The organism is Oscillospiraceae bacterium MB08-C2-2 (assembly GCA_035621215.1).
Taxonomy (GTDB): domain Bacteria; phylum Bacillota; class Clostridia; order Oscillospirales; family Ruminococcaceae; genus WRAV01.
This window is the reverse complement of sequence record CP141729.1, coordinates 1,788,417-1,809,482: the sequence shown is the minus strand read 5'-3', so window position 1 is coordinate 1,809,482 and position 21,066 is coordinate 1,788,417. Positions and strand designations below refer to the sequence as shown.

At 50.2% G+C, this 21,066-nt stretch carries 18 protein-coding genes and 1 riboswitch; of the genes, 13 read left to right on the top strand and 5 right to left on the bottom strand.

Annotation, left to right across the window (positions count from 1 at the left end; translation table 11 throughout):
* Nucleotides 1-6 precede the first annotated feature (6 nt).
* The 5 genes from U6B65_07995 to U6B65_07975 all read right to left on the bottom strand — a co-directional run bounded on the left by U6B65_07995 (nt 7) and on the right by U6B65_07975 (nt 4,531).
* On the bottom strand, nt 7-582 hold the full coding sequence (locus tag U6B65_07995) for a V-type ATP synthase subunit E (protein WRS26294.1): 576 nt from the start codon (nt 580-582) through the stop codon (nt 7-9).
* An 18-nt stretch (nt 583-600) separates the two neighbouring features.
* On the bottom strand, nt 601-1,083 hold the full coding sequence (locus U6B65_07990) for a V-type ATP synthase subunit K (GenBank protein ID WRS26293.1): 483 nt from the start codon (nt 1,081-1,083) through the stop codon (nt 601-603).
* Nucleotides 1,084-1,086: 3 nt separating this feature from the next.
* The gene (locus tag U6B65_07985) at nt 1,087-3,075 is read right to left on the bottom strand and encodes a V-type ATP synthase subunit I (GenBank protein WRS26292.1); all 1,989 of its coding nucleotides are present in this window, start codon (nt 3,073-3,075) and stop codon (nt 1,087-1,089) included.
* A gap of 60 nt (nt 3,076-3,135) precedes the next feature.
* Nucleotides 3,136-3,447 (bottom strand): hypothetical protein, encoded by a 312-nt coding sequence (locus U6B65_07980; GenBank protein ID WRS26291.1) that lies wholly within the window; start codon nt 3,445-3,447, stop codon nt 3,136-3,138.
* Nucleotides 3,448-3,823: 376 nt separating this feature from the next.
* Nucleotides 3,824-4,531 (bottom strand): FCD domain-containing protein, encoded by a 708-nt coding sequence (locus U6B65_07975; protein ID WRS28926.1) that lies wholly within the window; start codon nt 4,529-4,531, stop codon nt 3,824-3,826.
* A gap of 329 nt (nt 4,532-4,860) precedes the next feature.
* Here U6B65_07975 and U6B65_07970 point away from each other — a divergent pair, with 329 nt between their 5' ends.
* The 13 genes from U6B65_07970 (at nt 4,861) to U6B65_07910 (ending at nt 21,050) form a co-directional block, all read left to right on the top strand.
* On the top strand, nt 4,861-6,465 hold the full coding sequence (locus U6B65_07970) for an ABC transporter substrate-binding protein (GenBank protein ID WRS26290.1): 1,605 nt from the start codon (nt 4,861-4,863) through the stop codon (nt 6,463-6,465).
* A gap of 89 nt (nt 6,466-6,554) precedes the next feature.
* Nucleotides 6,555-7,484, top strand: a complete 930-nt coding sequence (locus U6B65_07965; protein WRS26289.1) for an ABC transporter permease — start codon at nt 6,555-6,557, stop codon at nt 7,482-7,484.
* Nucleotides 7,485-7,499: 15 nt separating this feature from the next.
* Nucleotides 7,500-8,390, top strand: a complete 891-nt coding sequence (locus U6B65_07960) for an ABC transporter permease (GenBank protein WRS26288.1) — start codon at nt 7,500-7,502, stop codon at nt 8,388-8,390.
* A 12-nt stretch (nt 8,391-8,402) separates the two neighbouring features.
* Entirely contained in the window at nt 8,403-9,392 is a 990-nt protein-coding gene (locus tag U6B65_07955) for an ABC transporter ATP-binding protein (protein ID WRS26287.1), read from the top strand.
* Nucleotides 9,385-10,335 carry an oligopeptide/dipeptide ABC transporter ATP-binding protein gene (locus U6B65_07950; protein ID WRS26286.1) on the top strand — a complete coding sequence of 317 codons (951 nt, stop codon included), beginning with the start codon at nt 9,385-9,387 and terminating at the stop codon, nt 10,333-10,335. Before U6B65_07955 ends, U6B65_07950 begins: the two co-directional genes overlap by 8 nt.
* Before the next feature lie 53 nt (nt 10,336-10,388).
* Entirely contained in the window at nt 10,389-11,648 is a 1,260-nt protein-coding gene (locus tag U6B65_07945; protein WRS26285.1) for a DUF1116 domain-containing protein, read from the top strand.
* A 1-nt stretch (nt 11,649) separates the two neighbouring features.
* Entirely contained in the window at nt 11,650-13,200 is a 1,551-nt protein-coding gene (locus U6B65_07940) for an FdrA family protein (protein ID WRS26284.1), read from the top strand.
* Nucleotides 13,197-13,376: a fdrA domain protein gene (locus U6B65_07935; GenBank protein ID WRS26283.1), complete on the top strand. Its 180-nt coding sequence runs from the start codon at nt 13,197-13,199 to the stop codon at nt 13,374-13,376. The genes U6B65_07940 and U6B65_07935 overlap by 4 nt, the downstream gene beginning before the upstream one ends.
* 15 nt (nt 13,377-13,391) lie before the next feature.
* Complete coding sequence (locus U6B65_07930) at nt 13,392-14,579, top strand: acetate/propionate family kinase (protein WRS26282.1); 1,188 nt, start codon at nt 13,392-13,394, stop codon at nt 14,577-14,579.
* A 23-nt stretch (nt 14,580-14,602) separates the two neighbouring features.
* Entirely contained in the window at nt 14,603-16,660 is a 2,058-nt protein-coding gene (locus U6B65_07925) for an alpha-amylase family protein (GenBank protein WRS26281.1), read from the top strand.
* A 101-nt stretch (nt 16,661-16,761) separates the two neighbouring features.
* Complete coding sequence (locus tag U6B65_07920) at nt 16,762-18,795, top strand: alpha-amylase family protein (GenBank protein WRS26280.1); 2,034 nt, start codon at nt 16,762-16,764, stop codon at nt 18,793-18,795.
* Between the two features lie 118 nt (nt 18,796-18,913).
* Nucleotides 18,914-19,090, top strand: a riboswitch (cobalamin riboswitch).
* 194 nt (nt 19,091-19,284) lie between these two features.
* Nucleotides 19,285-20,223: a nickel ABC transporter permease gene (gene nikB, locus U6B65_07915; protein WRS26279.1), complete on the top strand. Its 939-nt coding sequence runs from the start codon at nt 19,285-19,287 to the stop codon at nt 20,221-20,223.
* Complete coding sequence (locus tag U6B65_07910; protein ID WRS26278.1) at nt 20,220-21,050, top strand: ABC transporter permease; 831 nt, start codon at nt 20,220-20,222, stop codon at nt 21,048-21,050. The genes nikB and U6B65_07910 overlap by 4 nt, the downstream gene beginning before the upstream one ends.
* The last annotated feature ends 16 nt before the right edge of the window (nt 21,051-21,066 follow it).

Genomic DNA, 21,066 nt, shown 5'->3' with positions numbered 1-21,066 from the left:
CTTCCCTTATTTAAATAACAGGCTGCACACCTTATCCTGCAGGTTTTCCTTTTTTTCAGCAAACAGAGATTCAAAGGAGCAATTTTCTTCGATTCCATCATAAAGCAGAACAAAGCCGCCATCCAGCTCCCGGGTGCTTTCAGAAACACTCAGAGAATATTCCCCCAGCTTTTGCCGAAAGGAAGCGGGGAGCCGCTGCAAATCCTTTTGGGAAAACAAAATCTCCCCGGCTTGGGGTCTTGCGGATTTTTCCGCCAGCTTGAGCAGGGCAGAGAAATACTCATCCTCCGGCAGCAGGCAGAGCTGCTTTCTGGCGGCTTCCAGCATTTCACCGATGGTCTCCTGTTTGGCTTGCAGCAGCAGCTTGCGCTCCTGCAGCTTGGCCGCAGAATGTCCTCTGCTTAAAACAAGTTCAATTTCAGCATCCAGCCCGGCCTGAAATGCGGCGCGCTGCTGCTCTGCCTTTTCTTTTCCTTCGGCATAAACAGCATCCGCTTGGGCTTGGGCCTGTGCAAGCGCATTTTCAGAGGAAGCCTTTGCCTCGTCTGCAATCTGCGCTACTATTTTTTCCAGTCCAGTCATGGCCACTCTCCTAAACAATTATACGTTAAGGCCGCTGATGCCGGTAACCGCCAGAATCGAAATCAAAAGAGCAAGAATGGCATACGTTTCAACCATTGCAGGGAAGATCATAGCTTTACCGAACTGATCGGGGCGCTTTGCTACAACGGCAATACTGGAGACAGAAGAACGAGCCTGTTTTAAAGCGGAGTAATAACCCACAATGGCCATAGGCAGGCAGCCGACAAGGTACATGGCACCCTTGATCAGAGAAATATCTGAGCTTCCGCCCAGAACACCAATCTGAGAAAAAGTAATAAAAGCAATCAGAAGACCATAGATGCCCTGTGTGCCGGGGAGAAGCTGCAAAATAAGCACCTTACCAAACTGTGCAGGATCTTCTGTGATAACGCCTGCGGCAGCCTCGCCACCCATGCCAACACCCTTCGCAGAGCCCATACCGGCTAAAAGAGCCGCTAACACTGCACCGATAATTGCCAATACAATACCATACTGATCCATAAACTAATTCTCCTCAATTTTATAAAATTTTGTTTTATTGCTGAAGGGTTCAAATTTGCGTCCGCCGCCTTCATAGAATTTGCCAAAGAACTCAACATACTGCAAACGGTTGGTATGAACATAGGCACCCAGCACATTGATGGCCATATTGAGGGCGTGGCCCAACAGAAAAACCACGATAAAGATAACAGCGTTGTTGGTCATAGCCCCCATCTTGTTGATAACGGTGCCGATAACGCCGGTAGCCAGACCAAGAGCCAGCAGACGGGAGTAGGAGAGCACATCGCTTAAATATCCGGTAATGCCATAAAGAGCATAAGCCCCTTTTAAAAAGCGCTTGAAGGGGTTGCGGGATTCCCGGCCATTGGTAGCCACAATTCCCACAGATGCTGCAAGGGCAATGACCGCCGCAATATTTCCGGCCATTTTGCTCACAGTAAAACCAGCACCGACAATTTCCATAAACAGAGAGCTGGACATCAGCAGCACCACGCTGGAAACCAGCAGCACAATCCAGAAAACGGAATCGTATATGCCGCCTAAGGTATCCCCGTTTTTGATACACTGATAAAGCTTCATTCCAAGGCCCGCAAACAAATGGATAAGACCCAGAATCATGGAAAACACCAGCATCCGCATAGGCTCCGCTGTGGGCGAGAACCAGACCGGGGGAACGGTAACGGCTTTTCCAAAGAAGGTAGCAGAAACCACATCCACCACATCGCCGAAATAGCTGCTGAACATAATGCCCCAGAAAACCGTGGAAAGCCCACAGAAGAAGAACATTTTCACACTGCGCCTGAGAGAGGGCTCAATGTTTTTAAATTTGAGCAAAATCAACCCGCAGGCAAGGGCCATTATAGCGCCATAGCCGGCATCGGAAAGCATAATGCCGAACAGCATGTAATAAAACACGGACATAATGCCTGTGGGGTCCATTTCGCCCTTGCCGGGTGGGCTGAAGCTTTCGGTGATTCCTTCCAGTGAGCCCACAAAGCCGTTGTTGGCAAGCAATACCGGAACATCCTCATCCTCCCCGGGGGAGAACAGCTGTATATCCACTGTATATTTACTTTCCAGAAATGCCTTTAGCCGCTGGGAATCCCGTTTTGGTATGTAACCGGTCAGCAGGAATATGTGATTGGATTGCCAAAGTCGACTAATTACAGAGTATTTTTCTTCCCGAATCGCTTCGTAATCCGCATAAAAGCTTATAAGCTCCCGCTTTTCCGAAAGGCTCTTCAGCTCTGCCTGTGCCTTGCTTATTTCCGCCTCCAGAGCCGCCGCTTCTTTGTCATACTGTTCAAACTGCTGGGAGGGAGGAAGAACACTCTGCACGCCGGGCTTCGAAAAGCCGTTGATCCGCAGAAGCTCCAGCATCTGCGGGGCGTGTTTCTTTAAACAAAGCAAAAACAGAAAGGTCTGCTCTTTTACAACACTGAATATTTCCGACTCGAGAGGAACAACCTCCGCAAAGGCTTCATAGATTCGGCTTTGGTCCCATGTACCGGGTAACACCCCGATAAAAGCCGATGTTGACTTTGTTCCTGAAAAATTCAGGGGGACATCAAGGTCTTTCCATGGCTCCAGTGCCTCTTGTTGAAGGCGAAGCTTGATGATTTCGGCCTTGTTTTCGTGCATACTCTTAGAAAGGTTTACAATCTTTCTAGCGGTAAGCTTAGCTTCCTGCTTGAGGTTAACAAAATCATCGTAACGATCAGCGGTAACCGCCGTTTTTCCCAATAGCGCCGCAAACATAGATTTCTTTTGCGGCGCATATTGATCCAGAATTTCCAGAGCCTGCAAAGCCATTTGCCGGTGCCTTGAAAGATAAGATGCGGGCTCTGAGACATCCACTTTTTTGAAAACGGCCTCATCCTCGGGAGTGTCGCAAAGCTCTACCGCACCCAGTCTCTGCATGGCTTCCAAAATAGGCTTTCGTTCCTTTTTGAGCCCGCAGATTTGAATGCGCTCCATTGCCACCACTGCCATAAACCAAAACACCTCCTTTTCTTATAAGAATTTGATTTGCCTGCGAAGAAACCTGAAAGTTTAAGCTAAAAGCTCACTAATGATCTGCCGGATTGCTTCGGCCTTTTTGGTTTCGGCATGCAGGCGCAGATCAACAATGCACTTTTCAGTGTTTGCAACTGCTTCCCTAAGCATTGCCTCGCTTTGACCGGAAGCTTCCTTTAAAGCGGCTTCTTCTTCCTTGGCAAAATCTTCTTTAAGCCTGACAAGGCTCTGGGCAACATCCTGCCGTGCTTGTGCCAGCATATGGTCTGCTTTTTCGACTGTTTCCCTTTCCAGCCGGGCTGCATCCAGCTCGGCCTGCCGGACCGTCTGAATGGTATCTTCTGCCATACATATCCCCTATTCTTTTTTATTTTAGATCAATGCCTTTTTATCTATAAGTTCTATCATACTATAGATTGCAACCTATATTCAATGCTTTTGCCCCTATTTATTGCAAAAAATGGGGGATTTAACCTGTTCCTAACAGCAAACAGGCTAGGTCTGGTTTATTTATAATATGTATAAATTTTTCAGGTTAGATATAGGCAGTTTGGATAATAGCAGTCTTCGTTTTTGCTGAGGGCATTTATTGATGAAATAAAAAGAGCCGTGACTACCCGGAGGTGTCACGGCTCTTTTTTTGCTGGAGCATTTTTCGTATAAGACAGGGGAATTAAGGAGGCATATATAATCGAGACAAAGTAGCTGGCAAAAAGAACCCGGATTATTCGCCGATGCGCTTAATCAGATAATCATCAATAAACTGCATGTGTTCGCCCATTGCACGGGCGGCGGCTTTGGCATCCCGCTTTTCCAATGCGGATACAATTTCAGAATGCTGGCAGTCAATGGTTTCGGCACCAATGACGCTGACATTGATACCGGAAATAAGCTCGTTGATTAAATTAGAGGATGCCTTTAATACGCACCAGATAAAAGGATTGCCTGAAATCTCGGCTATTTTGTAGTGAAATTCAGAATCATATCTTGCCCGGCTGCGGTCATTGGGGGCAGTATGGATCAGTGTAGCAAGATTCCTAAGCTCATCCACATCCTCATCGGTGGCCAGCAGAGTGGCCAGCTCCACCGTTTTCACTTCCAGTGCATGGCGCAGCTGCTGAACCTCACGGACATTGCTGCCGCTGAGAGAAAACATAATGGAAAGAGGCTCCAGCAAGCATTCATCCAGCTCATCAACAAGATAGTTGCCTTCTCCCTGCACACACCGAACCAAGCCGATCAGTTCGAGAGAACGGATAGCTTCGCGGATTGTGGCGCGGGAAACCCCCATTTGTTCCGACATAACCCGCTCGGAGGGCAGCTTGGAGCCTTTGGACAGAACACCCTGCCCGATTAACTCCTTTAATTGCTCGAGGATATTTAAGTATACTTTTCGATGTCCAATTTTCTTAAAAATGATAAATCCCTCCACTGCTCTATCTGGTAATTCTATCACTTAAATCTTGTATTGTCAAGATGATAGTTAACTGGACTGACAAGATACCACTTGAAATTTTTATATACAAATTAATCGATTTATTTGTGGTCACAAAACAATAATTGTTATAAATTGATAATTATTTGTCGATTACTTTAGAGGGAATGCCAGTTTTATTCTGGTAAGGCCTATGCTATAATTTAACTGGTCAGTCCACTAACCTCTTGCATTTAAATCATCGATTGGAGGAGATTATAGAACAAAAAAGCTTTTTTAGGATGTTGAAGCTAGAACCTGAGCCTTTAAATGAAGGAGAATGAAAGATGATTAAAAAGACAATAGCCCTCTTTATGATGGTTTGCCTGGTTCTTTCCCTTGGAGCGTGTGGAAGCACATCCTCGGGCACACCCAGCACACCCGGTACGTCCGGCTCGCCCGATGCATCTGGCAATGGTGAGGGGGCAGCCCCGGCCAGAAAGGAAAGCATTGTTTCTGCCGCAGCTTCCGAGGCCGATTTGTTCTTTATGTACAACACGGTAGGCGCCGCCACCAATATGGATGAGGTGCCTATTCTACATAACGTATACGACACTTTGGTGAAGCTCAACCCGGATAACTCCATCACCCCTCTGCTGGCTGAAAGCTGGGAAATTTCTGAGGACGGCATGGATTATACCATGAAAATCCGGCAGGGTGTTACCTTCCATAACGGTTATCCCCTCACTGTGGAGGATGTTGCTTTCACACTGAACTATGGCAGTCAAACACCGGGTGCTACTTCGCTGATGTTTGCAGTGGATAATTGCGAAATCATCGATGATTCCACTGTGGTCATTCATCTGAAAGCCCCCTTCGGCGGATTTTTAAACAGCCTTGCCTCCCGCTATGGCCTTGTGGTCAGCAAAAAGTATTTTGATGAGGTGGGTGAAGAGGGCTACGCTGAAAAGCCTGTGGGAACCGGCCCCTATATCTTCGCAGACCGTACCCCTGGAGACAGCATCACTCTTGAAGCGTTCCCTGATTACTGGGGAGGGGAAGCCTCGATTAAAACCATTTATCACAAGGTGATCTCCGATCCCAACGCACAGATTATGGCTCTGGAAAACGGCGAAATCGATGTACTGATCAATACCAACATTGCGCCGCTTCTCAAGCTTCCCGAATCCAGCCCGGTCAAATATAAGGTGCAGACCGCTGCTTCGGTGATGCCGATGCACTTTAACATGGGTGAAAAGGCCGGCATTACCAAGGATATCAATTTCCGCCGTGCTGTTCAGTATGCCATCGATAAAGAAGAGATCAACATTGGTACCTATGAGGGTTATGCTCAGCCTGCCCCCATTGTTATTGTTCCCGGTTTTACCGGTTATCCCGGAGAAGGTAACTTCAATGTTATTGAGCGGGATGTTGAAAAGGCCAAGGAATTCCTGAAAGCCGCCAACTACAATGGTGAGGAATTTTCCATCTGCGTAACAGCCGGAACCAGAGCCGAAACAACGGCACAGATTATACAGGGCCAGCTGATTGAGGTTGGTATTAACTGCACAGTCAATGCGGTGGATTCTGTTTCTTGGACTGCTATCACCCGTCAGTCCGGCGATTTTGGCGCTCATTTGCGGCCTTCCTCCAGCTCCACTCTGGACGCAGATATCATGTATTTCAACTTCAACAGCACCTATCTTTCCAAAGAGACTTACCACATCGGCAACCACCTGCCTGAGCTGGATGAATTGCTGGTGACCGGACGTACTGAAAGCGACGCTGAAAAGCGCAGGGAAATCTATGCCCAAGCCGCCAACATTGTTACCGATCAGGCTCTGGCTATTCCGACTCTCTACGATATGAATGTGGTTGCTTTCAACGAAAAAATGAACGGTGTGGAACCGGGTGCATTGGTTGGCCTGTATTACATGCACGACTGGAGCTAAGGTTCAGTATATTGGTTTGAATTAAGCAAAGGGGCCTTCCGAAAAGTGCATCAGCTTGCGAAGGCCCTTTTTATTAGTGGGGGGAAAACATGCTTAAATTTATTATTCGGCGTTTGTTCATGCTGGTGCCCGTTGTTCTCGGCATAACGCTGTTTATCTTTATTATTATGGATATTGCTCCCGGAGACCCAGCCCGTACCATTCTTGGTGCAGAAGCCACGGTGGAAGAGGTAGAGGCATTGCGCGAAGAGATGGGGCTTAATGACCCCCTGCTTGTGCGGTATGTAACCTATCTCGGCAATTTGGTGCGCGGGGATTTCGGACAATCCTGGTACAGCAACTTTGATGTGCTCACAGAATTTTCTTCACGCCTGCCCAATACGCTGGCGCTGGGCACGATGGCTTTTGCCATTGCGGCAATTCTGGGTATCCCCATCGGCATTATGGCGGCGGTACGCCAATACCACATTGTGGATTACACCTCCTTGGTTCTGGCAATGGTTTTATCGGCCATGCCCGCATTCTGGTTCGGCCTGATGTCGCAGGTTTATTTTGCGCTTAAACTGGGTATGTTCCCGGCAACAGGCACAGGCTCCCTGGCCCATTTTATTTTGCCCGCCTGCACCCTTGCAGCAGGGCAGATGGCCACACAGGTGCGTATGACCCGGTCCAGTATGCTGGAAATCATCAAGCAGGATTATGTGCGCACGGCACGCTCCAAAGGGGCAAACGAAACCCAGATTATCACCCGGCATGTACTGCGCAACGGCCTGCTTCCGGTTGTTACTCAGCTGGGCATCAGCTATGCTGGCCTGATCAGCGGCTCCGTTGTTACAGAGAGCGTTTTTTCCATTTCAGGAATCGGCTCCTTTTTGATTAACGCTGTCAAGATTCGTGATGTGCCCATTGTCATGGGGGTGCTGGTTATCATATCGATCTTTGTTGGCGTGGTCAATTTGCTTGTCGACCTGCTGTATGCTGTCATCGATCCCCGTGTTAAGCTGGGATTTGAATCCTAAATGGGAGGAAACGCAATGAAGACTAAAAAACAGAAACAAACGAGAAGCGAGGATATTGTTGGCCGCAGTCAATGGGGCTTAGTGGTTTTTCGCTTCCGCAAAAATAAGCTTGCAATGCTGGGGCTGATTATGCTGGTGATCATGGCGATTTTGTGCCTCACCGCACCGCTGTATATTGATTACAGCAAGGTTTATCAGCAGAGCATGGCCAATCGCTTTATCTCTCCTTCTGCCGAATTTCCCTTTGGCACCGACCAATACGGCCGGGATCTTTTCGCCCGTATTATTTATGGCGGCAGAATCTCTCTGTTTGCCGGCGTTGTCACCGTTTTGCTTGCCTTGACCATGGGCGTTGCCTTGGGCGGAGCCGCTGGCTATTTTGGCGGACGTGTTGACAATATCATCATGCGCTTTTGCGATATTTTTATGGCGGTTCCCAATATGCTGCTTTCTATGGCGGTTGTGGCGGCACTGGGGCAGGGGACGATCAAGATGCTGATTGCCCTTGCTATTGCCACCTTTCCTCGATATGCCCGTGTGGTGCGCTCTTCTATTTTAACCATACGCAATCTTGAGTTTGTAGAAGCCGCAAAGTGCTGCGGAACCAGCTCTATGCGCATTATTTTTAAGCACATTGTTCCTAACGGTTTGGGGCCTGTTATTGTAACAGCCACCCTTGGCCTTGGCCTGACTATACTGAATATCGCTTCCCTCGGCTTTTTGGGAATAGGCGTTGCCTCCCCCACACCCGAATGGGGAACCATCCTTTCCGAAAACAGGGTAAACATCCGCTATTATCCGTATCTTGGCTTTATACCCGGGCTTTTCATCTGTCTTTCCGTTATGTGCCTGAATTTTATCGGCGATGGATTGCGTGATGCCCTCGACCCAAGAACAAAGCATTAAGGGGGCGGAAATATGAGTGAAAAACTACTTGAAATTAAAAATCTGCATGTTCAGTATAACACCGACGATGCAACGGTTCACGCCTTAAACGGAGTGGATTTGGAGCTGGAGCGGGGAGAGGTTCTAGGGCTTGTGGGAGAAACCGGTGCCGGTAAAACCACAATGGCCCTGAGCACGCTGCGTCTTTTGCCGGATTATGTGGGGGAAATTACCAGAGGCAGCATCCATTACAACGGCTTGGATGTTCTCAAAGCCAAAAAAGGGGAGCTGCTGCGGCTGCGGGGTGCCAAGATTTCTATGATCTTTCAGGACCCCATGACCAGCCTGAACCCCATCATCACGGTGGGCAAGCAGATTCGTGAAGTGCTGCAGCTGCATTTTCCCGAGATGCCCATACAGGAAGCAGAGCAGCGTGTGGATGAAGTCTTAAAGCTGGTGGGCATCCAGCCCCAGAGAAAAAAAGATTTTCCCCACCAGTTTTCGGGCGGAATGAAGCAGCGCATCGGCATTGCCATGGCGCTGGTTGCTGAGCCGGAGCTGCTTCTTGCCGATGAGCCTACCACCGCTCTTGATGTGACCATTCAGGCGCAGATTTTGCATCTGATGAAGGACCTGAAAGAGAAATACAACTCTGCCATGATTATGATTACCCACGATCTTGGTGTAGTCAATGAGTTTTGTGAAAATGTGGCGGTTATGTATGCCGGTGAAATCATTGAGCGTGGGCGGGTGGAGGATGTGTTTTTACGTGAGCGCAACCACCCCTATACCCAAGGGCTCTTTAACAGCATTCCCGAGCTGACCAGCACCGCAGACCGTCTGATCCCCATACCGGGCTTTATGGCTGATCCCACCAATCTGCCGGTAGGGTGCAAATTTGCGGACCGCTGCCCCCGCTGTATGGATATCTGCGGTCAAAAGGCCCCGGAGCTTTATACCAAGGGCAGCCATGGCATCAAATGCTATTTGTATAGCGAAGGGGGAGAAACAGCGGATGTCTAACGTTATTTTAGAGACGCAGGATCTTAAAAAGTATTTTAAGACGTCCAGAGGCACGCTGCATGCCGTGGATGGAGTTAACCTCAAGATCAATGAGGGCCAGACACTGGGTGTTGTGGGGGAATCAGGGTGCGGAAAATCCACATTGGGCCGAACCATCCTGCGTCTGCTGGATGCCAACGGTGGCAAGGTGCTTTATCGTGGCGAGGATATTTTAACCTACAACAAGCAGCAGATGAAAAAGATGCACTCCACCATGCAGATGATCTTTCAGGACCCCTTTACCTCGTTAAATCCCCGCCTGAGCATTGAGGATATTATTCTTGAGCCTATGAAGGTAACCGGCGTGGTCAAGGGGAGAGATCAGCAGAAGCAGAAGGCCCATGAGCTGATGGAGCTTTGCGGCTTACCCCGGCGGTATGTAAACACCTACCCTCACGAGCTGGATGGAGGACGCCGCCAACGTGTTGGCCTGGCCAGAGCCCTTGCAGTGGACCCTGAATTTATTGTGTGCGATGAGCCTGTATCCGCTCTGGATGTTTCCATTCAGGCGCAGATTCTCAACCTGCTGATGGATTTGCAGGAGCATAAGCATCTGGCTTATATGTTCATTACCCACGATTTGTGCGTTGTGCGCCATATCAGTGACTATGTCGTTGTGATGTATCTGGGCCAAGAGGTGGAATATGCGCCCCGGGATGAACTGTTTTCAAACCAGCTGCACCCCTATACACAGGCACTGCTTTCTGCTATACCCTCCACCAGTTTGAGCATGCGGGGCCGCCCTAAGCAGATACTCACAGGCGAAGTGGCCAACCCCATTGATCCCGCCCCCGGGTGCCGCTTTGTGACACGCTGCAAATACGCCACCGAAAAATGTAAGGAGCCGCAGCATTTGCGGGAGGTCTCCCCCGGCCATTTTGTGCGCTGCATGCTGGTGGATTGATGAATGCTCTCCCAAGGTAGGGAGAGAAGGAAAACCGATTGGAGTTATTGGCAATGAAAATAGAAGAAATAATTGAACAGGCAAATCAAAAGGTCATAGATGTGATGCTGCAAGGCCGCCCGGTTTGGGTGGATGTGCAGCCGGCCGGAACCGTGATCCCCAACATGAAAAAGAATACCATTTTGGTTGCGGGGCCACCCATTGCCGCAGAAAATATCGTTCCCCCGGTTCGTGTAACCATCTGCGGAGCCGCTATCCATGAAGGGCTTGCCAAAACCGCCGAAGAGGCATGGGAGATGGTGATCAGCGGTGAAATTGAGATTGCCTCCGGGCAGGATTATTCCTGTGCCTGCGGCGCTGCTATGGCTACCTCGGCCTCTATGCCGGTGGTGGTTTGTGAGGATAAGGAATTTGGCGGCTTTGGCTTTTGCACACCCCACCCCGGCAATCGCCAGCATGTGCTGCGCTGGGGCTTTTATGACGATGAGATCGAAAAGGAACTGGTATGGTTTCGGGATCATTACGGTCCTGCTCTTGGCAAGACCGTGCGCAAAGCGGGCGGCATAGACCTGAAATCCATTCTTTCCAAGACAGCCGGTATGGGGGATGAAAACCACAACCGCCAGCCTGCCGCCTCTATGGCTATGGCTCTGCAAATGATCCCTTTTATGATGGATATTGAAACACCCCAGAAGGATGCCATCATGAAAGAATTTGCTGCAAATGACCGCTTTTTTCTGCACATCATGATGGCCGGGGTAGAAAGTGTGCTGGCTTCTGCCAAGAACGTTCCCATGTCCACCATTATGGTGGGAATGGGCGGCAATGGTGTAGAATTTGGCTTGCAGTTCAGCGGCACAGGCAACGAATGGTTTACAGTTGAAGCACCCAAGATTCTGGGCCAGTTCCTCAATCCCGCTTATACAGAGGATGATATTCTCGGGTTCTTGGGGGATAGCTGTGTCACTGAAATTTATGGTCTGGGCGGTATTTCCGCCGTAGCCGGGCCTTCTTATGTCAGGCTCACCGGCGGAAGCTTTGCCGAGGCCAAGCGCCGCACAGACAATGCAAGGCAAATCTGCCTTGGTGAGCATATGTTTGCGCCCATTCCGTGGGATGATTTCCGGGGCTTCCCGGTGGGCATTGATATGCGCCGTGTTGTGGGGCTCAACATTCTGCCCACCAGCCACGGTGGGTCAACCCTGATTGCAGGCGGGCAGGGTGGAGCAGGCTCTTCGGAGCTGCCCTTGGAATGCTTTAAAAAGGGCTTGGTGGCCTTGAGCAAGCTTGTGCAGGAAAGGAGTACCCTATAACATGCCGGTGTTTACGAGCATTAAGAAAAATATTTACTGGGATTCCTTGCAGGTGCTCTACACCACCTCGATTTTTACAGAGTGTGAAGGAATTGAGGCAGGGCTTGTGATTATGGGCAGTTCGGCTGGAAAAGCCGCCCTTGAAGAATTGGATTTGCTGACCAAAGAAGCGGGCACCGCACGGGATATGGATTTGATCTTTGCGGGGCGCGCTCACTCTGAGGAAGCCTTTTTAGCGGCAGTGGAGTTTGTGTTGGGGCAAAACCAAAAGGTTTCTGCCGGTGAGAACCGCCCGGCCTATACCTCTGCTTCGGCGGCTTTGGAGCAGCATTCAAATGTGAATATATGCACCATTGCCGTGCCGGGCGAATATGCCCGTGAAGAGACCGAAAAAGCCTTGAATGCAGGGCTTCACTGTGTTGTGTTCAGCAACAATGTCTCTTTAGCCGATGAGCGTGCCATGAAAGAACTGGCCAGAGAAAAGGGGCTTTTGTGTATGGGGCCGGATTGCGGTGTAGCCAATATCAACGGCTATGCCATGGTGCTTGGCAGCATTACCAACCGGGGGCCCTTTGGTATCTGCGGTGCTTCGGGCTGCGGTATCCAGCATGTGGCGGCTATTCTGCATAAATGCGGAAGCGGAATCTCTCAAGGCATCGGCACAGGCGGCAGTGACCTGAAGGATGAAGTGGGCGGCATTACCATGCTTATGGGCATAGATGCTCTGGAACAAGACCCCGAGACTAAATATATTGTGCTGATTTCACGCAGTCCGGGTCAAGAGGTGCTTCAAAAGCTCCTTGCCCGCATTGGGCAGTGTACAAAGCCGGTGGTAGCCTGCCTGATGGGCAGTGATGCTCAAATGGTGCAGGCCTCAGGTGCAGTCTGGGCCTCTGATCTGGATGATTGTGCACAAAAGGCGCTTGCTCTGATTGGCAAGGAAAACCGTTTTGAAACCGAGGAAGAAATTCTGGAGATGGCCCAAAAAGCCATTCAGAATATGAGCCCGGAGCAAAAATATGTGCGGGGTGCCTATTTAGGCGGTACCTACTGCGATGAAGCCATGAAAGCGATGCAGGAAAAAATCGGCGGCATCCACTCTAACTGCCCCCTTTCCCCCGAACTGAAGCTGGCCGATTCCGCCAAAAGCGTGGGTAACGCCGTGATTGACTACGGCGAGGAGGAATTTACACTGGGCAGGCCCCATCCTACCATTGACCCCAGTGTGCGCAAGCCAGCCATTCTGCGGGAAGCCGCCGACCCCGAAACAGCGGTACTGCTGATGGATTTCATCCTGACTCCCGCAGGCCCTGATGAGCCGGTTGGCTCTGTTATTCTGGATATTTTGGCGGCCAAGGAACAGGCCAAGAGCCGGGGTGGCGATTTGGCGGTGGTGGCATCGGTGCTGGGCACAGATGCAGATTTGCAGAACCGCCACCATCAGGTGCAGCTTCTGCGGCAGGCCGGGGTGCTGGTGTGTGGCACAAACTACCGGGCAGCCCTTTTGGCCGGGGAGATTATTCGCCAGAAAAAGGAGCGTGACTTAAAATGATAAACCCGATTCTTACACTGTTTAGCTCACCTCTTGTGTTTATGAATGTGGGTCCCGCAGTGTTTACAAACGCTCTTGAGCGGCAGCAGGCCACCGTTATACAAGTGGATTGGAAACCTCCGGCAGGTGGAGATAAGAATATGCAGGAGATTTTAAAGCTTCTGGGAGAATATTAACGGGGAGAGCCTTTAATGAAGATACTGGTATGCAATACAGGCAGTACATCCTTGAAATTCAAACTCTACGAAATGCCCGGAGATACGGTGCTTTCCCAAGGGAAAGTTGAGCGGGTAGGCAGCAAGGCCGACGCTATTTTTCAGTACCAGAATTTAAAAACCGGGTTTAACCTAAAGCTTGAGCAGCAGGATATACCCGATTACCGTAGCGGCATTAACCACTATCTGAATTGCCTGACTGCTCCGGAGGGCGGCTTGCTTTCCAGCATTGAGGAAGTGGAGCGGGTGGGATTTAAAACCACCGTTTCCAAAGGACACCTTGGCGTTCATGAATTGACTGACGAAGTGCTGCAGGGAATGCGGGATTGGATTACCATTGCCCCATTACACAACCCTGCTTATATACAGACCATTGAAACCATGCGGGAGATGCTCCCCGGCGTGATCTTTTTAGGTGTTTTTGAAACAGCCTTTCACCACGATATCCCACTGCACCGCAGGCTGTATGGCGTTCCCTATGAGTGGTATGAAAACCATGGTGTCCAGCGGCTTGGTTATCATGGTGCTTCCCATAGCTATATCGCCGATTGGCTGGGCCGTGAGTATGGCAGGGAATACCGGGCCATCTCCTGCCATTTGGGCGGCAGCTCTTCTATTTGTGCTATTGAGAACGGTGTAAGTGTTGATACAAGCTTCGGTATGACCTTGGAATCGGGCCTGATTCATGCTAATCGTGTGGGGGATATGGACCCGGATATTTACCGCTTTTTGGAAACCGAGGGCCTCTCACAGCAGGAAATTGACGACGGCATGACCAAAACCGGCGGCCTCTTGGGGCTTTCTGGGGTTTCCGGTGATCTGCGCTATGTGGAAGAAGCAGCTGCTCAAGGCAATACCCGTGCACAGCTGGCTATTGATGTCTTTGTAAGTGGTATCGTTCATTATATCGGTGCCTTTTATATGGATTTGGGAGGCCTTGACTATCTGGTGTTCACAGCAGGAATTGGTGAAAACTCTGATGTCGTTCGCCGCCTTGTTTGTGAAAAGCTTGCAGCAGCGGGTGTGGTGCTGGATCAGGAAAAGAACCAATCCTGCAAGGGCTTTGGGGAAATCTCGGAGCCTTCTTCCCAAGTTAAGGTACTTGTGATTCCCACCGATGAAGAATTGGGCATTGCCCGGCGCACCTTTGAATTTGAGCGCTGAGGCTAAAAAAGGAGGTATGCTTTATGGCTGAAAAGCTTTGGTGGCAAAAGCAGCTGCGCATCATACAATACAATTTGCAGTCTCGTGACTGTGCTTTGATGGACCCCGAAAAGATTGCCCGGGAGACACAGGAAATGGGCGGCGATTCGGTTGTGATCAACGTGGCAGGCGGCGGGGTGACCTACTTTCCCACTGTATCCAAATACCATGCCATAAACCCCTTTCTGCCAAAGGGACGAGATCTGTTAAAAGACCTGATTGATGCATTCCACAGCCGTAACATCAAGGTGTTTGCAAGAATCGAGTTTACCTTAATGGAAGAATCGGTCTATCACCAAAAGCCCCAGTGGGTATCCCGGCTGGCGGATGGTTCACCTCGCTTGGTGGGAGCCGAGCGCCCGGGCAACTGGAACCTGATCTATGTTGCCTGCCCCGCAGGCGGCTATCAGGAAGAAGGGCTGAGAATCTTCCGGGAAGCTATGGAAAAATACGACATTGACGGTGTCTTCTGGATGGGCGGCTATAAAATGCCCTGCTGGTGTGAAGATTGCAGGCGCAAATACCGTGAGCATTATGGCACCGAGATGCCGCTGACTACTGATACTGGTGAGCATTGGGCCGATTGGTCCAATCATATCTCAGGGGAGATTGCGGCTAAGTGCTTTGATTTGATGAAGAGCATTGACCCTGCAAAGCCGATTATGCGGCATTTCTGGCCCTTTGACCGAATGGGCCACAGTGATATTCCCATGTACGCAACCGATGTGCAGCAGAGCGTGAAGGAAGGCAATATGCTGGTTACCGAGGCGCAGGATATTCTTTCCCTCGGCACCCGCAATCTTCCGGAATGGAGCACCCCGGCCCTGCGGATGAAGGTGGGCCGATCTGTTCCCGATTTTGCGCCGCCTGTGGGCATTATTCATGCCTGCCCCGGTATGGATTGGCGGCATGCTTGCATGGGAGAAGCGGAGTTCCTGTATTGGGCCGCCCAAATCCCGGCCAACGGCGGTTCTTATTGGACCACCCTGACCGGTTTCCCCGATACAGTGACTGACAAGCGCATGCTGCGGGCCATGACCCAGCTGAACAATATGATGAAAAGTGTAGCCGGGGATATGGATGGTGCCAAAAGCATAGCGCAGGTGGCGGTGTTCAGTGATGGAGGCATCAATGTGCAGGGCTGGGCAGAGGCGCTTTTCTGCGGGCATATTGAGTTTGATATGCTGATCCACAGCCAGATGACTTTTGAACGCATTCAGGGTTATAAGGTCGTCATTCTGCCTCGTGGGTTTGCCTATCCCCAAGGCTCGAAAGAGATTCTTGAGCGTTATGTTGCCGAGGGCGGCCGCCTGATTATAGAGGGAACCTCCGGTGCCGCACTGGCTCCCGTTCAGGGTTTGATCGGGGCACAGGCAGAGAGCATTATCCAGAGCAATCCTCTTGAATCCACCTATCTGCGCATTGAAAAGGAAGGCCAAGCCTTGCAGCAAATCATTGGAGACAGCGTTTATATTCCTTTGCGGGGTACAGTGGGCTTCCATACTCCCGGAGAGGGTGTAAAGACACTGGTGAGCTGGGTGCCTCCTTTTGCTCCCGCCAATGTTTCCGGTCTACCGCCGGAGCGGGCGTCCCTCCCTGCTGATCATACCGAGGTGCCTATGTGCACTCTGCGGGAATACCAGAAGGGTAAGATAATGTTTATCTCTTACGAGGCCAGCCGTTTGGTGGCTCAGTATGCCCTGCGGGATATGTTTGATCTTGTGGGCGGCTATGTAAAGCTATTGCTGGGTGAGGATAGATTGTTCCGCTTTGAAGGTCCCCAAAGAGTTATGCTGACTGCCTTTGAAAAGGAGGGGGATTATCTTTTCCACCTAATCAACGGCATCGGGCAGCGGCCCTTGCAGGATACCATTCCCTGCCATAACCTGCGGATACACCTGCGTCTGAATGGCCGAAAGGCCGTTGGGGTGCATTCCAAGATAGCTGGATGCAAAGTAGAGTGGGAGGCAAACCAAGATATCCTGAGCATCACCATCCCCTCTCTGGAAGTATGGGATATGCTGCGGGTTTCACTGGGTTAGCAGAACACCAAGGTTTATAGAGTAGAACCAGAAAGGCCGCTTTATAGCGGCCTTTCTGGTATGAATACAATAAGCAGGCGGTAAAGAAAGCGAGGGGTAATATGTCAAAAAACAAGCAGCATTGGTGGGAGAACCGAGCATGGCGCATGGTACAGACCAATTTGCGTGAAATTGATATGGCGGATATTTCGGCCGACCAATATGTGCAGGATTTGCAGTCCTTTCACGCAAACACGGTGATGATCAACACAGGCGGCATTGTGGCTAATTACAACACCCAGCTGCCCTTTCATTATAAGAATCCATATCTTCAGGGAGATTCGCTGGAGCAGATCATAAAAGCATGCCACAGTGCAGGGATTCGGGTCTTTGCCCGTGTGGATTTTTCGAAGGTACGCATGGCGATCTATGAGCAGAACCCCCAATGGGCATACCTGAGCCCCAAGGGAGAGATCATCAACTACAATGGCGATGTTCATATGTGCTTCAACAGTGAATACCAGAGAGTTCATGCGCTGAGCATTATGCGGGAAATTGTAGAGCTGCTGGATGTGGATGGCTTTTTTATGAATATGTCCGGGTATCAAATGTCCTATGACTATACCCGGGGATGGATGGGCATATGCCAGTGCGAAAATTGCCAGCGTGATTTTTTCAGGCGGTACGGCCATCGTATCCCCTTAGAGCCGGATGAAAGCAACCTTGTCTATCAAAAATATCTGCAATACCAGCGTGAAACCACCCAGGAATACTATGATGATATAGCCGGTGCCATGCGGGCGATCAAGCCGGATATATGCCTGAATAAAATCGATTATCTGCGCACTGAGGCGGGTACATGGGTTGAAATCCCCGAAATGAACTACCACTATAAGGCTGCTGAAATCACAAAGGCCGCCAAATACTCCTTTCCGGGCAAGGTGCCTGCCTCCACTACGGTGGATTTTATCGATATGATTTATCGCTTTTCGGCTGTTGCTCCTCAGCAGCAGGTGCTCCGCATTGCAGAGGCCGTGGCCAACGGTGGTGTGGCGGATTATTATATGATGGCCCGCCTTGATAACAATCCGGATAAATCCGGCCACAGGCCATTGCAGGAGATGTTCCGTTACCTTGCGGAAAACGAGGCGGATTACACCACAGGGGTGCAGTCACTGGCAAAGATCGCCCTGATCAAGCCGAGGCTGGAAGGCTTTAATGTGCGCAACGGAGCCATGATGGCCGATTATATGGGGTGGTTCCGCTTTCTGAGCCAATACCATTATCTGTTTGATTGCATTGAACACGGTGCCCTTGAAAAGATTAGCCTGGATAAATACGCGACTGTGATTCTGCCCGATATTGCCATGCTCAGCGATCAGGAAACCCAAAAGCTGGATGCCTTTGCCCAGCGGGGCGGCACACTCATCTGCGATGGGGAAGCCGGGCTCCGGGATGAAAAAAATGCAGTCCGTAATACCCCGGGTCTTGCCTGTTTGGGTATTGAGCGGGTTGGTCTTGTTGCCCGCAATATCCAAGCGGCTTATTTTCAGCTTTCGCAGGAAGATCCATTCCCGCTGTTTGCAAAAGAAAACACCACCCGTATTCACCTGTATGGGGATTATGTTTATGCTGATTACACCTCCGAAACAGTGAAATACATGCGGCTGATTCCGCCTCATATGTTTGCACCGCCCGAGCGGGCGTATCATACCAATATTACCGAGTATCCCGCTGTAACAATACACCGCCATGGCAAAGGGCATGGGGTTTATATTCCATGGAAGCCGGCTGCGGATTATTATCGATATGGCTTTCCGGCAACTTGCCGCTTTCTGGCTGACCTGCTGGAAAATGTTTTGCATACAAGCCGCATTACAGGCAACCTGCCCCCTATGGTGGAGGTCAATTACAGTGCTGCACCGGATGGCAATGCCCGTTATGTTCATTTGGTTAATGGCAGCGGTTACTTTATCAATGCCTATTTTGACCCGATAGAGCTACACGATCTTGAGGTGGAAATTCCCTATGAAAAGAAGCCCCTGTCGGTGGAAAGCATGGTGCAGAAAAAGCCCTTGCCTTATCAGCTGGCCGATGGAAAGCTTACAATTCAAGTGGATAAAATGGGGCTGTTTGAGGCTGTGAAAATTCTATAGCCGAGAATAAGCGTATCTTTTCCTTTTCAGTTTATGCCGGATGCTTTCAGAAACCATATTTTGCCGCTGCATTGACTTTTTTTGGCAAAACGGCTATACTGACTTCGACAATTAAATACTATACAATCAGCAAACGCATTTCTTGCATAAGAAAATTGGGAAGCAGGTGAAAAACCTGCGCAGTGCCGCTACTGTAAGAATGGAGCTCCCTCCAAATGCCACTGGGAAACCGGGAAGGCGGAGTGGATGCGGTGAAGTTCGAGCCAGGATACCAATGCGTTTGAATTCTGCATCACTACGGGTCATAGGGTGCGGGGAGAAAGTATCACATTTAGTGCTTTGAGGAGTATTGTCTCCCCATGGCTTATTAAGTGTTTTTTGATGCGTACTGAACAGGAATGACGACCCTGTTCGGTACTTTTTTTATTTTGCGGATAAATTTGTATTGAATTTGCTTGGGTATTGGGAACGAACCAAAAGGGGGAGCCTATGGGTAAATACATAGTCCGGCGCCTTGGAGCGCTGGTGATCATTCTGTTTGGGCTTTCGGTTTTAGCCTTTGGTTTGACCAACATTTTGCCTTCCGACCCGGTTCAGCAGCTTTTGGAATCTATGGGAGCAGGGCAGGATCCTGTGGTTGCCCAAAAAATGCGCACTCAATATGGTCTTGACCGTTCTTTGCCGGAGCAGTATCTAAGCTGGCTTGCCGGTATCCTTCACGGTGATTTCGGCGAATCAGTCAAATACGCTCAGCCGGTTTCACAGATTCTGAGTCGCAAGCTCCCCAACACCATCAAGCTGGCTTGCTCCTCTTTTTTGCTTATGCTCATGATTTCTCTCCCCTTGGGGATTCTTTCCGCCCTTTACCGCAACCGTCCGGCGGATTACTGCATACGCTTTCTCTCTTTTATCGGTATCTCTCTGCCTAGCTTTTGGATTGGCCTGATGCTGATTTACCTTTTTTCTGTGCGGCTGCGTTTGCTCCCGGTTAATGGCTCCGAAACAACAGCCCACCTGATTATGCCCACGGTTACACTGGCACTGGGAATGGCTTCCGCCTATATCCGCCGCATCCGCACAGCCATGTTGGAACAGATCCGGGAGCCGTATATCGTGGGGCTGCTATCCCGGGGGGCCTCCCGTATGCGGATTGTTTTCTGCCATATCCTGCCCAATTCGTTGCTGAGCATCGTAACCATGCTGGGCATGTCCTTTGGGGGACTTTTAGGGGGAACCATGATCGTGGAAACAATTTTCGGCTGGAACGGAATCGGCAGAGCCGCTGTAGAAGCCATTGCCAACCGGGATTATCAGCTAATTCAGGGCTATGTGATGTGGATGGGCACCATCTATGTGCTGCTCAATCTGCTGGTGGATATTTCTTATCGTTACCTTGATCCCCGTATCCGAATCGGTGAGCCGCTATGAGCAAACAGAGAGATAAAAGAACGATTGCTTCGTGGGATTTATGGCTTTATCTTTTTCTGGCACTTCTTCTGCTTTTGTTTGCACTATTTGCGGGCTATCTTGCCCCCTATGATCCGCTGGAAGCCCACTATGACCATATGCTGGAGCCGCCCAGCAGTGATTTTCTGCTGGGAACCGATCAGCTTGGCCGGGATTTGCTTTCCCGGATTCTTTACGGTGGCAGAACCTCCTTGCTGATGGCGTTTGTGGTCACTCTGATTGTTTCCGCCGTGGGCACTCTGACGGGCACGGCGGCGGGCTTTTTCGGTGGCATTGCCGATGCGGCCATTATGCGTATTTCCGATGTGCTCATGACTTTTCCGGGCAGTATTTTTATACTGGCTCTCATCAGCGTTTTGGGAACGGGCCTGCCCAATCTCATCATTGCCATGACCTTTACCGGCTGGACCCACTACGCCCGTATCAGCCGGTCTCTGGTGCTTTCGGTGAAGCATCATGATTATATCGAGCAGGCTCGGCTGGGTGGTGCAGGTACCTTCCGTATTCTGCTTTACTACATCATCCCCAACGTTGTTCCCACACTTCTGGTGCTGATTGTGCAGGATATCGGCGGCAAGCTGCTGACCATTGCGGGGCTTTCGCTGCTTGGTTTGGGCACCCAGCCACCCACACCGGAGTGGGGATTTATGCTGAGCGAGGGCAAAAATTATATGACATTGGCCCCATGGATGCTTTTTTATCCGGGGCTTACCATACTGGTGAATGTGATTGTTTTCAATCTGTTAGGCGACAGCCTTAGAGATAGAATGGATCCGGAAACATATTAATTTCAGGAGGCTTTAT